The 13,682-nt window shown below is 68.2% G+C and carries 15 protein-coding genes and 3 pseudogenes; 9 read left to right on the top strand and 9 right to left on the bottom strand.

The window, feature by feature from the left end:
• The first annotated feature begins 225 nt into the window (after positions 1–225).
• From ACFT7S_RS34815 to ACFT7S_RS34800, 4 genes are all read left to right on the top strand, one after another.
• The gene (locus tag ACFT7S_RS34815) at positions 226–1,374 is read left to right on the top strand and encodes a tyrosine-type recombinase/integrase (protein WP_382739213.1); all 1,149 of its coding nucleotides are present in this window, start codon (positions 226–228) and stop codon (positions 1,372–1,374) included.
• Positions 1,371–1,697 carry a helix-turn-helix domain-containing protein gene (locus ACFT7S_RS34810; protein WP_382739210.1) on the top strand — a complete coding sequence of 109 codons (327 nt, stop codon included), beginning with the start codon at positions 1,371–1,373 and terminating at the stop codon, positions 1,695–1,697. The genes ACFT7S_RS34815 and ACFT7S_RS34810 overlap by 4 nt, the downstream gene beginning before the upstream one ends.
• A gap of 179 nt (positions 1,698–1,876) precedes the next feature.
• Positions 1,877–2,821 carry a hypothetical protein gene (locus ACFT7S_RS34805; RefSeq protein ID WP_382739207.1) on the top strand — a complete coding sequence of 315 codons (945 nt, stop codon included), beginning with the start codon at positions 1,877–1,879 and terminating at the stop codon, positions 2,819–2,821.
• Positions 2,822–2,860: 39 nt separating this feature from the next.
• Positions 2,861–4,096: a hypothetical protein gene (locus ACFT7S_RS34800; RefSeq protein ID WP_382739204.1), complete on the top strand. Its 1,236-nt coding sequence runs from the start codon at positions 2,861–2,863 to the stop codon at positions 4,094–4,096.
• Between the two features lie 310 nt (positions 4,097–4,406).
• Here the strand turns inward: ACFT7S_RS34800 and ACFT7S_RS34795 are convergent, their stop codons facing one another.
• A complete protein-coding gene (locus tag ACFT7S_RS34795; RefSeq protein ID WP_382739201.1) occupies positions 4,407–5,390 on the bottom strand; it encodes an NADPH:quinone reductase in 984 nt (327 codons plus the stop codon).
• A gap of 20 nt (positions 5,391–5,410) precedes the next feature.
• Positions 5,411–5,989, bottom strand: coding sequence for a PadR family transcriptional regulator (locus tag ACFT7S_RS34790; protein ID WP_382739199.1), 579 nt, complete (start codon positions 5,987–5,989; stop codon positions 5,411–5,413).
• A 126-nt stretch (positions 5,990–6,115) separates the two neighbouring features.
• On the opposite strand from ACFT7S_RS34790, the gene ACFT7S_RS34785 reads away from it, so the two are divergent.
• The gene (locus tag ACFT7S_RS34785) at positions 6,116–6,508 is read left to right on the top strand and encodes an ester cyclase (protein WP_382739196.1); all 393 of its coding nucleotides are present in this window, start codon (positions 6,116–6,118) and stop codon (positions 6,506–6,508) included.
• A 266-nt stretch (positions 6,509–6,774) separates the two neighbouring features.
• On the opposite strand, the pseudogene ACFT7S_RS34780 reads toward ACFT7S_RS34785, so the two are convergent.
• The 6 genes and pseudogenes from ACFT7S_RS34780 to ACFT7S_RS34755 form a co-directional block, all read right to left on the bottom strand.
• Positions 6,775–6,945, bottom strand: a pseudogene (locus tag ACFT7S_RS34780) (arsenic resistance protein); the annotation flags it as partial.
• Positions 6,946–7,034: 89 nt separating this feature from the next.
• A pseudogene (locus ACFT7S_RS34775) lies at positions 7,035–7,743 on the bottom strand (IS5/IS1182 family transposase); the annotation flags it as partial.
• Between the two features lie 123 nt (positions 7,744–7,866).
• Positions 7,867–8,289, bottom strand: coding sequence for a VOC family protein (locus tag ACFT7S_RS34770; RefSeq protein WP_382739193.1), 423 nt, complete (start codon positions 8,287–8,289; stop codon positions 7,867–7,869).
• 1 nt (position 8,290) lies between these two features.
• Positions 8,291–8,638: an ArsR/SmtB family transcription factor gene (locus tag ACFT7S_RS34765; RefSeq protein ID WP_382739191.1), complete on the bottom strand. Its 348-nt coding sequence runs from the start codon at positions 8,636–8,638 to the stop codon at positions 8,291–8,293.
• 127 nt (positions 8,639–8,765) lie between these two features.
• Positions 8,766–9,583, bottom strand: a protein-coding gene (locus ACFT7S_RS34760; protein WP_382739189.1) for an IS5 family transposase whose coding sequence is annotated in 2 segments (ribosomal slippage) — positions 8,766–9,241 and positions 9,241–9,583 — 819 coding nt in all. Because the reading frame shifts where the segments join, the coding sequence is not laid out codon by codon here.
• A 45-nt stretch (positions 9,584–9,628) separates the two neighbouring features.
• Positions 9,629–10,213, bottom strand: coding sequence for a DinB family protein (locus ACFT7S_RS34755; RefSeq protein WP_382739186.1), 585 nt, complete (start codon positions 10,211–10,213; stop codon positions 9,629–9,631).
• A gap of 5 nt (positions 10,214–10,218) precedes the next feature.
• On the opposite strand from ACFT7S_RS34755, the gene ACFT7S_RS34750 reads away from it, so the two are divergent.
• Positions 10,219–10,347, top strand: coding sequence for a hypothetical protein (locus ACFT7S_RS34750; protein WP_281066960.1), 129 nt, complete (start codon positions 10,219–10,221; stop codon positions 10,345–10,347).
• A 70-nt stretch (positions 10,348–10,417) separates the two neighbouring features.
• Here ACFT7S_RS34750 and ACFT7S_RS34745 read toward each other — a convergent pair whose 3' ends face one another.
• Positions 10,418–10,630 carry a transposase gene (locus ACFT7S_RS34745; protein WP_382739266.1) on the bottom strand — a complete coding sequence of 71 codons (213 nt, stop codon included), beginning with the start codon at positions 10,628–10,630 and terminating at the stop codon, positions 10,418–10,420.
• Between the two features lie 628 nt (positions 10,631–11,258).
• On the opposite strand from ACFT7S_RS34745, the gene ACFT7S_RS34740 reads away from it, so the two are divergent.
• From ACFT7S_RS34740 to ACFT7S_RS34730, 3 genes and pseudogenes are all read left to right on the top strand, one after another.
• Entirely contained in the window at positions 11,259–11,600 is a 342-nt protein-coding gene (locus tag ACFT7S_RS34740; protein ID WP_382739183.1) for an MFS transporter, read from the top strand.
• Positions 11,557–11,895, top strand: a complete 339-nt coding sequence (locus tag ACFT7S_RS34735; protein WP_382739180.1) for an MFS transporter — start codon at positions 11,557–11,559, stop codon at positions 11,893–11,895. Before ACFT7S_RS34740 ends, ACFT7S_RS34735 begins: the two co-directional genes overlap by 44 nt.
• Positions 11,896–12,714: 819 nt before the next feature.
• Positions 12,715–13,682 (top strand): annotated as a pseudogene (locus tag ACFT7S_RS34730) (sugar-binding protein); the annotation flags it as partial.

The raw sequence follows: 13,682 nt of genomic DNA, 5'->3' as shown, positions 1-13,682 counted from the left end.
GCGCAGTCCCGGGCGGCGTCCAGTGTGCCGCGGGCGCGGCTGCTGGCCGCACAGCTCCCGGCGTCCTACATAACTGGAGTACGCACGGGTTCCTGAGTGGGGACCAGGGGCACGATCGGGTGAAGTCAGCAGGTAGGAGACCCATGTTCGAGCCGTCCCTCAGGGGTGTGAGATTCCCGCAATCACTCGCAGATTCTGCGAGTGGCACTCGTAATCTGCGGGTTCATGGGGGAATCCGAAACCCGTTCCCTGCCCCCTGGACGTGATGCGGTCGGTCTGGCAGAGGTCTTCTCTCTCCATACCTACCGGAACCGTTCGGGGCAGCAGGATGAGCGGTCGTACTTCTTCGACACACTCGCGGAGTACCAGTGGGCGCGGGATGCGGCGGGGTTGATGCCGTCGTCGATTGACCAGCTGGTCAAGCCGGTGATCGAGCTGTGCGAGCACTACGACGTCGTGCCGTGGCAGCTCACGCCGGCCGCGTTGGACCGTTACTTCGCGGGTCCGGGCAAGCGTGCCCGGTCGACGGTCCTTGCGAAGATCAGCAAGATCGATGCGTACTTCGCGTTCCTGGAGCAGCGGTACGCCGGGGAGATCCATCGGCTGTTCGGGGCGGTCGTGGAGTCGCCGGTTGACCCGTTCAACCGGCCCCGTCATCGTGGCGACTTCGGGTTGCGGGTGCCTCCTTCGCCGCGGGCGATGCGGGAGTTCTTCACGGCGTGGCGGAATGCTTTGCCGCAGGCCCGTAAGGAGGCGGTGGCGTGCCGGGACTATGTGATGGCGAAGATCGCCTACGTGTCCGGGGTGCGGGCTGCGGAGCTGTGCGGGGTGGCGCTTGGTGACGTGCACTGGGAGTCGGGCCGGTGGGGCCGGTTCGTGGTCCAGGGCAAGGGAGCCCGCGGGTCCGGTCCGAGGCCGCGGGAGGCATTCCTGTTCGAGGAGGGCCGCGAGCTGCTGTGGTGGTACGTGGAGGAGGTCCGCGGCCTGTTCCAGGATGACCCGGAGCATCCGGGGGCGCCGCTGTTTCCCTCCGAGCGGCTACCGAAGCCGGTGGCGGCGCTGAACCTTCCGATCGCGCCGGCGATCGTCCCGGCGACGTTCCGGCGGGCGCTGAAGTCGGCGTCGCGGCTGTATCTGCCGGGTCCGGTGCCGGAGTTGTTCCCGCATCTGCTGCGCCACGCGTGCGCCACCCACAACTACGAGCGCGGCATGACGTTGTGGGAGGTGCAGCGGATGCTCGGACATATCTGGACGACTACGACGGTCAATTACCTGGCAACGGCCCAGGCCGATCCTGAGCAGGCGGACCGCTGGCGGCAGTCGGCGGCGCGGGCCGGGCAGCGGCTGGTCGCGGATAGGGGGAGTTTGCGGTGAAGTGGAATCTGCGCTGGGCAGCGGCCAAGCGCGACATCTGGCGGCCGGTCGACCTACAGGCGGCGTTCGCGAAGGTGGGGTTCACGCCGTCGCTGAGCAAGGTCGCCGCTCTGTGGGGCGGCACTCCGGTGACGGTGCGGCTGGAGGACCTGGACAAGATCTCTGCGGCGCTGGGGTGCACGGTGGCCGACCTGATGGAGGCCGAGCCGGTGGCTGCCGCCGGGGGCCAGGAGGAGCAGGAGCGGGCGGTTGGCGGCGAGGCGGGGCCGGTGCGGCCGGTGCCGCGCCGGGACGGCCCGCGCCGGCTGCGGCCGCCGAACTGACGGTGGGGGCTGCGGTGGTGGTGCGGCAGTGTGGGCTCTGCCTGGACTGGGGCGTGTCGCGTCTGTGGGAAGGGCTGTGCTGGAGCTGTCGTGGCTGGCTGGAGAACCGGGGGACGGCGCGGTGTCCGCGGTGCTGCCGGGTCGGGGCTGTGGACGGTGACGGACTGTGCCGTCCGTGCGTGATCGCGGTGCGGGAAGAGATCCGGGCAGGTATCGATGCCGTCTTCCCGGGGCCGACCCAGCTGCACGTCTTCGTGCTGGGTCTGGGCCGGCAGGGTGCACGGAACCTGCCGCGTCCCCGGGGCGCGGCTGCTCCCTATCTGGGGCCGCGTGAGGTGCGGCAGCTGGTCGACGACCCGAGGATCTGTCCGGCGGTGATGCGCGGGCAACTGATGTTGTTTCCGGTCCGGCGGCGCCTGGAGCGGAGCGATGCCCGGCGGATCAGTGGCCGTACGTGGCCGGAGGAGGAGGTCCTGCAGGCGCTCGCCGGGCAGCGGGCGGCGAATGCGGGGCTGTCCGGGACGTGGCCGAAGATGGTGCTGCGGCTGATCAGGTGTGCGCTGGCAATCCGGGATGCCGAGGGGGAGGAACTGATCGCGCAGGAGATGCTCGATCAGGTGCAGTTACCGTTGAAAGCTGCCGCCGCTGAACTGCTGGCGCAGGCAGGGATGTTGAGGCCGCGCACGGCCCCGCCCTCGGCGGCCTGGCCGGTGCGGTCCTGCGCGGACTGTGCGTGCTGGGGCGTTACGGCAACCCGGTGCCGTGGGTGTCGCGAATGGCGGAACAACCGTGAGCGCTACCGGGTGGACCGATGTCCGAGATGCCGGCGGGACGATCTGCCGCTGCACGCGGAGGAGGGCTTGTGCCGCGCCTGCCTGGCCTACGTGCGCGAAGTCGGCGCTGAGTCGGCGGCGGTGTCCTTCACGCAACTCGCCTTCGCCGGACCGCTCGCGCACCAGCTCAAGCGGCGGGCCGGGGAGCTGGGCTTCGTCGTGCACAACCGGTCCGGCCCAGCCTCTCGTTCACGCGCCCGGCCCCGCACGACGCCCTCCCCGGAGGGACAGACGGTGGCTATGCCGGTAGGCCCGGGGCAGCTTTGTCTGTTCTCGATGCCGCGGACCTGACAGCGCAAGCAGCGCGCCCGCGTCATCGCGCTGCCACCGTTGTCTCCACTGCCGGCTCCGGCGCAGGAGCTGCTGGATACCTTCACTTCCGCCTACCCGCGGTCCTGGCTCGCCGACAAACGCAACGTGCCGGGCGGTGCGGCCGTGGTCTTGCATACTCTGCTGGCCCGGCTGGGGCCGCACGTGCCGATCCCCGAGCGGGACGTACGTTCCTTGGCCGGGACCGTTGCGGCCGGCACCGCTGCCACGCGCCGCGTGATCTCCTTCCTCCTCGCGCACGCGCTGCTGGAGGCGGACGAACTCTCCGAGACACCCGCACAGCTGCTCACCGACATTCAGCACCAAGCACCCTCACACGTACCGGACTTGAGCCAGGAACGGCGCGACCGGTACGACGAGAAGGCCCTGCACACGCGGATCGCTCAGCTTCCCGCTCCGATGGCCGACCAGCTGAGCGCCTGGGTGCGGGTGCTGCGCGGTCGCGGCCGCTACCGGCACGCCCCAGCCGGCTTCCGGCGCATCCGTCACTATCTGCGCATCGCCTGGCCGACCCTGACCGCGTGGACAGGGGCCGGGTTGGACCTGCGGCAGGTCACCACCGATCACATCACGAGCGAACTCGCCCGCCATCAGGGCAACGTGGCCCGCGGGCTGCTCAGCGTGCTGCGCAGCATTTTCCGGGCCCTGAAGCAGGAGCGGCTGATCTTCCTCAACCCCACGGCCGGGCTGCAGTTGCCTGCTGGAGTACACCTGCCGCGGCCCTTGTCCAGCGATCGACTGGCCGGAGCCCTGGACCGGCTGGATGGTCCCGCCGCGCGCCTCATCGTCGCTCTGGTCGCCATCCACGCCGTGCGTGCCGTGGAGGTCGCCCGGCTCGACCTGGCCGACCCCGACCTCGCCCGCCGGACACTGGCGGTGCGCCGGGGTGAAGGCATCCACCTCGTCTACCTCGACGACCTGAGCACCGACCTGGCGACCGACTGGCTGCGCGAGCGCCGCCGCCGCTGGCCCCAGGCCACCAACCCGCACCTGCTCATCACCTCCCAGACCTACCGGCACCCGGCCTCTCCCCAGATCAGCTACTGCGCGATACGGGCCGCGTTCGACCAGATCGGTCTGCTGCCACGGCAGGTATGGGCCGACCGCATCCTGGACGAGGCCCGGGAGACCGCCGACCCGGTCCACCTCGTCCGCCTCTTCGGCATCCACCCCGGCATCGCCGTGAAGTACGTACACGCCGCGCACCCGGACAAGGCCCTGCCCCGGATCCGCTAACCGGGCGACACCGTCCAACCCCACGGCGTGCGGTGGAAGACGTCCACCATGCCTTCGACTTGGTCCCTGCCGGATCATGCGGCGGAGCCCAAGTGGGACGGCTACCGGGCACTCGTGGGCCGGCGGGCCGACGGCGTGTGCTGATCCGCTCCCGCGTCGGCGGTGACGTGACCGGTGCCTTTCCGAGATCGTTGCCGCCGACCTGCCCGCCGACACCGCGCTCGATGGAGAGCTCGTCCGATTACTTGGCAGCGCGACGGGCCGCCCCGTAGGGCTAGGCAGTTGAACAGAGCAGTGTTCCGAGTCTGCGCTACTGGGGGATGGTGAGCAGGATGCGGCCGTGGCCACCGCCGGCGTCGACGCGGTCGTGGGCCTTGGCGATGTCGTCCAGCGGGTGACGGTCGCCGACGGCGACGGTGAGGGCGCCGACGGCGGCGGCGGAGGTGAGGTCGCGGGCGGCCTGGCGCTTGGCCTCGGCGGGGAAGTCGTCGCTGCCGAGCAGCCGCAGGGTGACGTTGTTGAACAGCAGAGGCCAGAAGGGGATCTCGGTGCGGTCCGTGCGTGTGGCGTAGGCGGCGATGACGGCGTTGTTGGCGGCGACGGCGTTGTCGAGATCGGCGTTGTCGGACAGTGCGACCTCGATGATCCGGTCGACGCCCCGCGGCGCGTACGAGCGGATGGCCGCGGCGGGGTCGCCGGTATCCAGGGCGACGGCGTGGGAGACGACGGCCGCGTCGACGCGGTTGAGGTCCGCGGTTCGGCGGACGGTGGCGATCACGGTGGCGCCGGCCCAGTGGGCGAGCTGGGCGGCCAGGGAGCCGACGCCGCCGAGAACTCCGTGGACCAGGACCAGTTGGCCGTCGACCGGGCCGTCTGCGAAGACGGTGCGGTGGGCGGTGATGCCGGGGATGCCGAGGCTCGCCCCCAGCTCATCACTCAGATGATCTGGCAGAGGTACGGCTTGGTGGTCGGGTACGACGGTGTACTGGGCGGCTGTGCCGAAGGGGCGGTAGGACTGGGCGCCGTATACCCAGACCCGCTGTCCGACGCGGCGGGCGTCGACTTGGGCGCCCACGGCGTCGATGACTCCGGCGCCGTCGCTGTGCGGGATCACCCGCGGGAGGGGCATGGACGAGCCGAGCCAGCCGCGCCGTTTCTTGGTGTCGCCGGGGTTGACGCCCGAGACGGTGACGCGGACGCGGACCTCGCCGGGGCCGGGGACGGGATCAGGGAGTTCACCGACGTGCAGGACATCGGCGGCGGGGCCCTGGTCGTCATACCAGGAAGCAAGCATGGGGGTACCTCCGTGGACAGTCAGCTCGCGGGAGCGGCGGGCGCATGCGGATCGCTGTCGATGCATGCGGCGTCGAATACGGGCGGCTTCTCCCCGAGGGTCTCGCGCAGCCAGGTCCGTTCGGCGCGGCTGGTGGCGCGGGCGGTGAGCAGCATGCCCCGCCGGTAGGGGTCGGCGACCTCCTCGGCACGCAGGGGCCGCTCGCTGTCGTAGAAGAAACTCGCCGGCTCTTCCAGGAACTCCAGCCGTCTGCGCAGCACCGCGTGCTGTTCGGCCACGTCGGGCAGGTGGGAGAGGAAGGCCAGGACGACGTAGAACCGGGTGAAGTCGGTGATCTCGTGGTCGGCGGGCTTGCGCAGGCGCTGAAGCATGTCGGCCCGTCCGGCCGCGGTCGGGCTAAGCACGTATCGGGCCGCCCCCGCGGCCGGGTCTGAGCGCCGCTCGATCAAGCCCGCCCTGGTCAGGCGATTGATCGCCGGGTACAGGCTGCCGTCGCTGACCGGCCGCGTGTAGCCGGTCAGCTGTGAGATGCGGCGGCGCAGCTCGTGTCCGGGCAGGGGTCCCTCGGCGAGGAAGCCGAGTATCGCGAGTTCCAGCATGAGTCCATCTTCGCACGCGAACATCGAATCGATGTGAACATCGATTCGATGTTACGCTCGCCGGTACCCGCCCAAACGTCTCCGGAGAGGCACAGCAAGATGCCATCGCAGTCCACCGAGTCAGTGATGAACCGTTTCGTCGAGTTCATCAACACGGGCAACGAGGATCTCGCCCGCGAGGTCATTTCTCCGGACGCGGTGTTCCACGCGCCAAGCCACCCGGAACCACTGCGGGGGCCCGATGGGTACTTGGAAGTCATCGGGATGATGCGCAGCGCCTTCCCCGACGTCCAGTGGACGCTGGAGGAGACGGTCACCGAAGGCGACACCGTGGCCGCGCGGTTCACCATGCGGGGAACCCACGACGGTGACTTCTTCGGGATCCCGGCGAGCGGCAACAAGATCTCGGTGCAGGCCATGAACTTCTACTACCTGGCCGGCGGCCGGATCGTCGGCGAACGGGGCCAGCCCGATCTCCTCGGGGTGATGCAGCAGATCGGTGCCGTACCGGCGCCGTGAACCTCGTAGCGCCGGGTGAGCCTTCTGCCGCGCGGGATTGCCGCTGCCGGGAGGGGCCCGTACGGCGCGGTGGCAGTGGGTGAAAGCCCGCACCGGAGCGCGGGCGGCCGGCGCGGGTTCACCGCAAGAGGCCGGTCCTCTTCTTGCTCCGGCGTCTTCGCGCCGACAGCGCCCGTTCAGCGAGAGCTCTACACCTTGTCACCGTTGACGTGACCGAGTCGGGTACGGAAACTGCTCGCTCTACGGCGAGTACTGCAACCCTCGAATACCGACAGGAAGACGACGTAGAACGGGACGACTGCGGCGACATCGGCGAGGCTGTCGCCGAGCTTGGGGACCCGGGAGGCGACCACCACCAGCACAGTGGCGGCCATCAGCGGCACCGTCGTGGTGATCGTCGCGTCGGAGACCTTCTGCCCGGCCGGACGGCGCGCGCTCGACGGGTAGCAGCCCGGCATCCTCGTAGAAGCGCAGCATCGTGGCCGGAACGCCGGAGCTCTCGGCGAACTGCGGCATGTCGTCACACCATCGACGCCAAACCTTCAACCCACGAGTTCGTGCGCTCTACCACCCAGCGGCCGTCGGTCTGGATCGGGGTCTTCGTACCGCGCCGAGTGATGCGCAGTGAGATGCCGCGTTCACGCAGGTCGGTGTAGACGGGCTGGTAGTCGTAGCCGACGTCCAGGCTCAGCCTTGGGTCTTGCGGGGTGTGGCCGATACAGTCGGTCAACTCGGCGAATTCATCGAGGGTTTGAGGCAGCAGGGTATGGTCGCGCGTGTTGGTGCCGGCGGGCACGGTGATGACGGGTATCCCGTAGCCGTCGGTGAGCGGGGACCGCTTGGTGCCCTGCTTGCCCCGGTCGACCGGGGCTCCGCCCGGCGCACTCGCCGCCGGAGGGTGCCTTGGTGATGCACCCGTCCGCAGCCAGCTCTGCCAGCTGATGCCCCACCATCTGGTCATAGGCGGCGAGCACCGCGAGGACCAAGTGGCCAATGACGCCGGATTCGATCCACTCGTCCCGCCTGCGGCGGATCGTGGTCGCCGAGCATGCCTCGTCGGCGACTCGTTCGTAGCCCATCCCGGAGACCAGCGCCAGGGCCAGTCGGCCAAACACAATCCTGTCCGGAATCCGCGGGTTGTGGCAGCCCAGCGGGTGAGCGTCCTCACGACCCGGCAGCGAGGCGAGGAACTCCTCACGGATCGGCGTGAAGATGGACGCAGGCACGACGGACACGAACCCTCCCGATGAGCACAGAGTGCAGACAACTTCATGATCATCAAATTCGTGGCCGCCGTGCCGTCCGTCTCGACGTGTCACTGCCCGTGGGCGGACGCTCGAAAGAGATGGCCGCGGAAGTCAGCCCGCGTATACGGTGCCGCGCTCGACGAAGCACAGCGGGTTGCCCCAGGGATCATCGGCGTAGAACGACCGCTCGCCCCACGGGCGGACGACGATGGCCCCGGCGCTCTGGTCGTGGACGAGTTCCGTGGACAGGCAACCGAGGACCTTGGCGCGGGCGAAGACGGCTTCGAGGTCTTCGACGGTGAAGTACAGGGCCTTCGCCGCGGTGTGCGGCGTTCCGTTGGCCGAGACGTCCATGACTGACAGGGTGACGGGCCCGCAGTCGAAGTAGGAGCGGGCTCCGGCCTGCCGGTGGCCTTCGATGCCGAACAGCTCGCTGTAGAAGGCGATGGCCCGGTCGAGGTCGCCGACCTCGACGCTGAGGCGGAAGAGCTCAGGAGTGTCGGGCCGGGTAACCGGTGCGGTGGCAGCGGCCATGTCAGGGGGTCTCCTTCGTGGGGTCGGGCGTGATGGAGAAGTACGCGAGCCAGTCCCGAACGAGGTCCAGGCGCTTGCGTTCGAGGCGGTAGATCCGCATGCGGCCGTCGCGTGCGCTGCTGAGCAGGCCAGCGGCCTCGAGGATCTGCAGGTGGCGGGTGGTCGTCTGCCAGGCGTGTGAGAAAACTGCGGCGATCTCACCGGCGGCCATCGATCCGCCGTTGAAGTAGATGGTGAGCAGCACCCGTCGGCGCGCCGGGTGTGCCAGCGCACTGAACACCGCCTCGTACCCATCCTCATGGCGCCCGGACTCGTCGACCATCTCCCACCCATCTCGCTGAATGTTCAAGATATCAATATTCAGCATACATGCTGAATATTTGGCTCGCCAAAGGCGGGAGGAGAGCAAAGCGAGCGTCTCCCGCATCCGATATCCCCAACTCACCGCCTACTGACGGATGCTCTTAGAGGGTGTCTCACGTGGCAAGTTTCGCGAGCTTCTTGTAGCAGGTCAGGGCGGCGGCCAGGCCGAGGAAGGCGAGGAAGTGCGAGCCCTTTCGTTCGTATCGGACGGTGAGGCGGCGGTAGCCGAAGAGCCAGGCGATCGACCGTTCGATCTTCCAGCGGTGCCGACCGAGGCGTTCGCCGGACTCGATGCCGGGCCGCGCGATGCGCGCGACGAGCCCGCGCTCGCGCAGCCAGGCCAGGTGTTCGGCGGAGAAGTACGCCTTGTCCGCGCGGAGTTTGACGGGTCGGCGCCGCCGTGGTCCCCGGCGGGACCGGACGGCGGGTATGCCGCGGATGAGCGGCTTGAGGGCGAGGCTGTCGTGCATGTTCGCGCCGGACACGGCGACGGCGAGCGGGATGCCCTGGGCATCGGACAGCACGTGCAGCTTGCTGCCCTTCTTGCCGCGATCGACCGGGTTCGGCCCGGTCAGCGATCCCCCCTTTTGGCGCGAACGGAGGCCGCGTCGACGATCGCCGAGGTCCAGTCCACCTCGCCCCGGGCCCCGAGTTCGTCCAGCACCGCCCGGTGCAGCCGACGCCACAGGCCGGCCTCGATCCATACCGTGAAGCGGCGATGCGCGGTGGCGGGCGACGTGCCGAACGTCGGCGGCAGATGCCGCCAGGCACAGCCGCTGGTCAGCGCGTACACCACTGTCGTGAACACGGCCCGATCGTCACACGGAGCGGTCCCACCACCTTGCGGACGAGCAGCGAACGACGGCAGCAACGGGGCGGCCAGCTCCCAGAGTTCATCAGGAACCAGACGATTCGATAGATCAGCACCCACGACCGGCAGCGTGCCGCACGAACATCAAGTCACGTGAGACAACCTCTAAGCCTTGATTGGTGCGGCCGACCTGGCGGCCTGCTCGATCTTCGCGCAGTAGGCTGCACGGGCTTCCTCGTCGATCTGCTTCTCGTGTTCGGCGCGCAACCCGGTCCGGCCGTCGAGTCCCTCGCGCAGGATATCGGCGTGCCCGGCATGCCGGATGGACTCGCCGAGGACATGGACCGTGATGGCGAACAGGTTCGTGTCGGCATAAGGCTCCGGCCACCACGGCACGTGGCCGGGGGCGTCGAGGGGAAGCTCGTTGATCGTCGCGTCCGAGTGTTCCCACGTGCGCCGGTAGAACCCGATGATCTGATCGCGGGTCTCGTCCTCGGTCGCCCACAGATCGCTGCCGTTGGAGTCCTGCCACCGGGGCAGCGGTTCCAGGGAAGGACGGTCGAAGACCTCGCCGAAGTACCTGGCCTCGACGGTGGCCACGTGTTTGACCAGGCCGAGGAGATTGGTCCCGGTCGCTGTCAAAGGTCGGCGGGCGTCGTATTCGGACAAGCCGTCGAGTTTCCAGAGCAGCGCCTTGCGGTCCCGCCGCAGTCTCCCGTGCAGGTTGTCTTTCGCGAAATCATCGATCATGCGGCATGAGCCTGCCATGGGCTGCTCGTGGTCTCAAGATCCCGTACGTGGTCCGCAACGACCGGCAGAGCCGAGGCCTGGCCATGGCCGCCGCCCTCACCTGCTACAAGAAGCTCGCGAAACTTGCCACGTGAGACAACCTCTAAAAGTCGGACCAATGCCGACGCAGACATCGGAGTTGATCCAGTGGTGCCACTTGTCCGGTCAGGAGGGCCAGAAGGAGTGCAGGCTCGCCGCCGGCCATGTCGGGCCCACGTGACGTGGTCTCCCAGGGCGAGGACATCTTTGGAGGAGCTGGAGTAACTCAGGCTCTCCGTTCAGCACCCGCCGGGACAGCAGTTTCGTGCCGTCCTGGTCGATGGCGACGCAGTGGTGGTGGGTCTTACCACTGTCGATTCCGGCCCAGATCCGGTTCATCGTGCTCCAGACGATCGTGCGTGCAGGTCCTGCCACAGACGACCTCGCCGGCATGGCCCTACACAGCGATCTTCGTCGCACTTCCGCCGGTCTCGCGGACGCGGAGGCACTGCACTCGCGGCTATCCCGCGCCGGCAGCGAGTCGACACTGATGACCGTCGCCGGAGCAGGCCACGACGATCCGCGATTCGACAACTCGTTCATCCGGGCCGCAACGGCTGCGTTCCTCACTGGCGCGCTTCGCCGATAGCCGCTCGTCCCTGGGTGACGCGGCAGGGCGCGGCTCCGTCGGCCACCAGGACAAAGCCGCGCCCTGCCGGTCAAGCTCCCCCCGTTGTGCGGTACGGGGCCCCGGAGAGCAGAGCCGGCACGGTGCTGTGTGTCGCCCTACCTGCGGGAGAGTGGGAGTGACCGCCCTCCGGCTCGGCTCCACTTCTCCGGAGGTCGCAGAGGGAGGTCGTCGTTGAGAGCGTCTCAATCGAGCCGGTGAGCCGTCACGTCCACCCTCTGGTGTCATAGTGATATACCTGCATGTAACAGACTTATAAGACTCCCGCCGAGGAGTGATGCTGTGTCACCTGTCGGAGGGCCTCCGCAAAGCGGGTTCGGCTGGAACCCTGAGACAGGGATGCTCGCGCTGCTGTCGTTCGCCATGCTGATCGTCTCGCTCGACCAGTACATCGTCGTTGCGCTGCCTGACATCGCACGCGACCTGGGCTATTCCGCGCAGACGCTGCAATGTGTGATCAGCGCCTACGCAGTCGCCTCCGCCGGTTTTCTGCTGTTCGGCGGACGCGCCGCAGACCTCATCGGACGACGCCGTGTCCTGGCCACCGGCCTTGTCCTCTTCGCCGGAGCAGCGCTCGCGGGCGGACTGGTGACCGGGCCCGGGGTGCTCCTGGCCGCTCGCGCGTTTCAAGGTCTCGGTGGCGCGCTGGTCTTTCCCACCACGCTGGCGCTCATTAATTAACGTCACGTTCATCGAAGGCCGAGTACGTAACCGCGCGCTGGGGATCTGGGGCGGCGCCGGCGCGGCCGGACTGGTGATCGGCGTACTCCTCGGGGGACTGCTGACACACGCATTCGGCTGGGAAGCGGTATTCCTGGTCAATGTCGCTTTGGCAGGTCCTGCCCTGCTACTCGCGTTCGTGCTGATCCCAAAGGACCGACAGCGCGACAGCGGACGTAAGTTCGACCTGCCCGGTGCGCTCTGCGTCACCCTTGGGGTCACGTTGATCGTGTTCGCACTGGTTCAGGGGTCGTAGCGACAGCGATTCGCTCGATCCACATTCTTTCCACATTCCGATCGAAGGCTTGGACCGAGGAACGGCCGCCCTACGGGCTGATCGAGGACGAGACCAGCGCAGACGAGGAAGAGGCCAGACGGTAGGACTCCAGGCACCAGCGGCGAGGAAAGGCCACGAGCACCCTGCCCCGCAACCGCGACGCCGCCTGCCGGTACCCGTACAGCGCCATGCCCCGGCGGCCGACAGACCTCCGCACGCTCGTCCACCGGCGGCAGGGAGCCGCGGACTCCTTGTCGGCCTGTTCGTTGCCGGTGTCGAGGATTCCGTAGGTGATGAGCGCGCCGCAGGCGAGCAGCAGCGCCGCGGCGGTCGGGGCTTCGGGACACCTTTCCGGCGACTTCCGGTGTTTCGGACGGTTCTGACTGTTCCGGTTCTGTTCGGTCCTGCGGTGTCGGCATGGCCGCACTTTCGGTCGAAGCGAGTTCGCCTGGGTTATACACCATCGAAATCCGCGTGTGCCAGGGCGGGGAAGAAGCGGTTGAATTGGGACACTCATTTCGTTCGGGAGTCAAATGCCCGAATTATGAATTCCCTTGACCGGGGTTCGAGGAATCCGTTAGACAGCGTCCGACCTTGATCGACACGTCTCCGGCGAGGCCACTTTTCCCATGTGCGGGGGGGTGGTCCAGTCGGCATGCCCGGAGCCAGGCCGGTCGGGTCAGGTCTTCAGCGCGACCGGCAGGGCGCCCTCGCCGGCGCGCCGATGAAGGGAACGGCGTGAAAGTCAGATTCGGGCGGGCTGCGGCCTGCCTCGTGGTTTCGGCGGTGGCTTCCACCATGCTGCCGCAGGTCGCTTATGCGGCTGAGGTTTCGGGTGATGGCGGCGAGGGAATTTTTGATGCCTTCACGGGCTGGTTCTCCGACGAAGACGACGAGGGCAACGAGAATAGGCCAAAGGGGCCGTCGACTGGCGGGAATCCTACGCTGGCGAGCCGGGAGAAATTGCCGGCCGGAAAGGCGGCTCCGAAGGCGAAGCGTGTTGCCGAGCTGACGGGCAGGCGCACGGCGAACGAACGGTTCTGGCAGCTGTCGGACGGCCGGGTGCAGGCCGAGGTGTCGGTGACACCGACGGGCTACCGTGCGGGCAAGTCGTTCAAGGACATCGACCCGACGGTCAAGCCGACGGATGCCAAGGGTTTCGCTCTGGCGAACACGACGAACGCGGCGCGTAGTTGGTTCGGTACGGACGCGGAGCGGCTGCTGCGGTTCGAGGCCGACGGCCATGCGGTGACGCTGGGCCTGGAGGACGCGGGCAAGCTCGCCCCGGTGGCCGAGGGCAACACCGTGACGTACAAGAACGCGGTGGGCGGCGCGGATCTGTCCTATGTGGTGGGCCCGGGGCGGGTGAAGGAGAACATCGTCCTGGCCCAACGTCCCAGCGGTCCGGTGTCGTTCACGTTCACCCTGGACGCCGGTGGTCTGACGCCGAAGGCCGGTAAGGACGGCTCGGTCAAGTTCTACGGCGAGGCACCCAACCCGGTGCTCGTGATCCCCGCCGCGTTCATGACGGACGCGAGGAAGGACGCCGCCGCCCCGTACGGTGCCGGATACAGCCCGGCTGTCGAGCAGAAGCTCACCAAGGCGGGCAAGGGCTGGAAGCTGACGGTCACACCGGATGCGAAGTGGCTGGCCGCGAAGGAGCGGCAGTATCCGGTCACGGTCGACCCGACGATCACGATCGCGCCGACGCCGACGACCGCCCAGGACGTGATGATCTCCTCGGACGGCCCCGCGTCGAACTACGA

Source organism: Streptomyces sp. NPDC057136, from assembly GCF_042670885.1.
Taxonomy (GTDB): domain Bacteria; phylum Actinomycetota; class Actinomycetes; order Streptomycetales; family Streptomycetaceae; genus Streptomyces.
The sequence above is the reverse complement of the archived record's forward strand: the minus strand, read 5'-3'. Positions and strand labels throughout refer to the sequence as shown.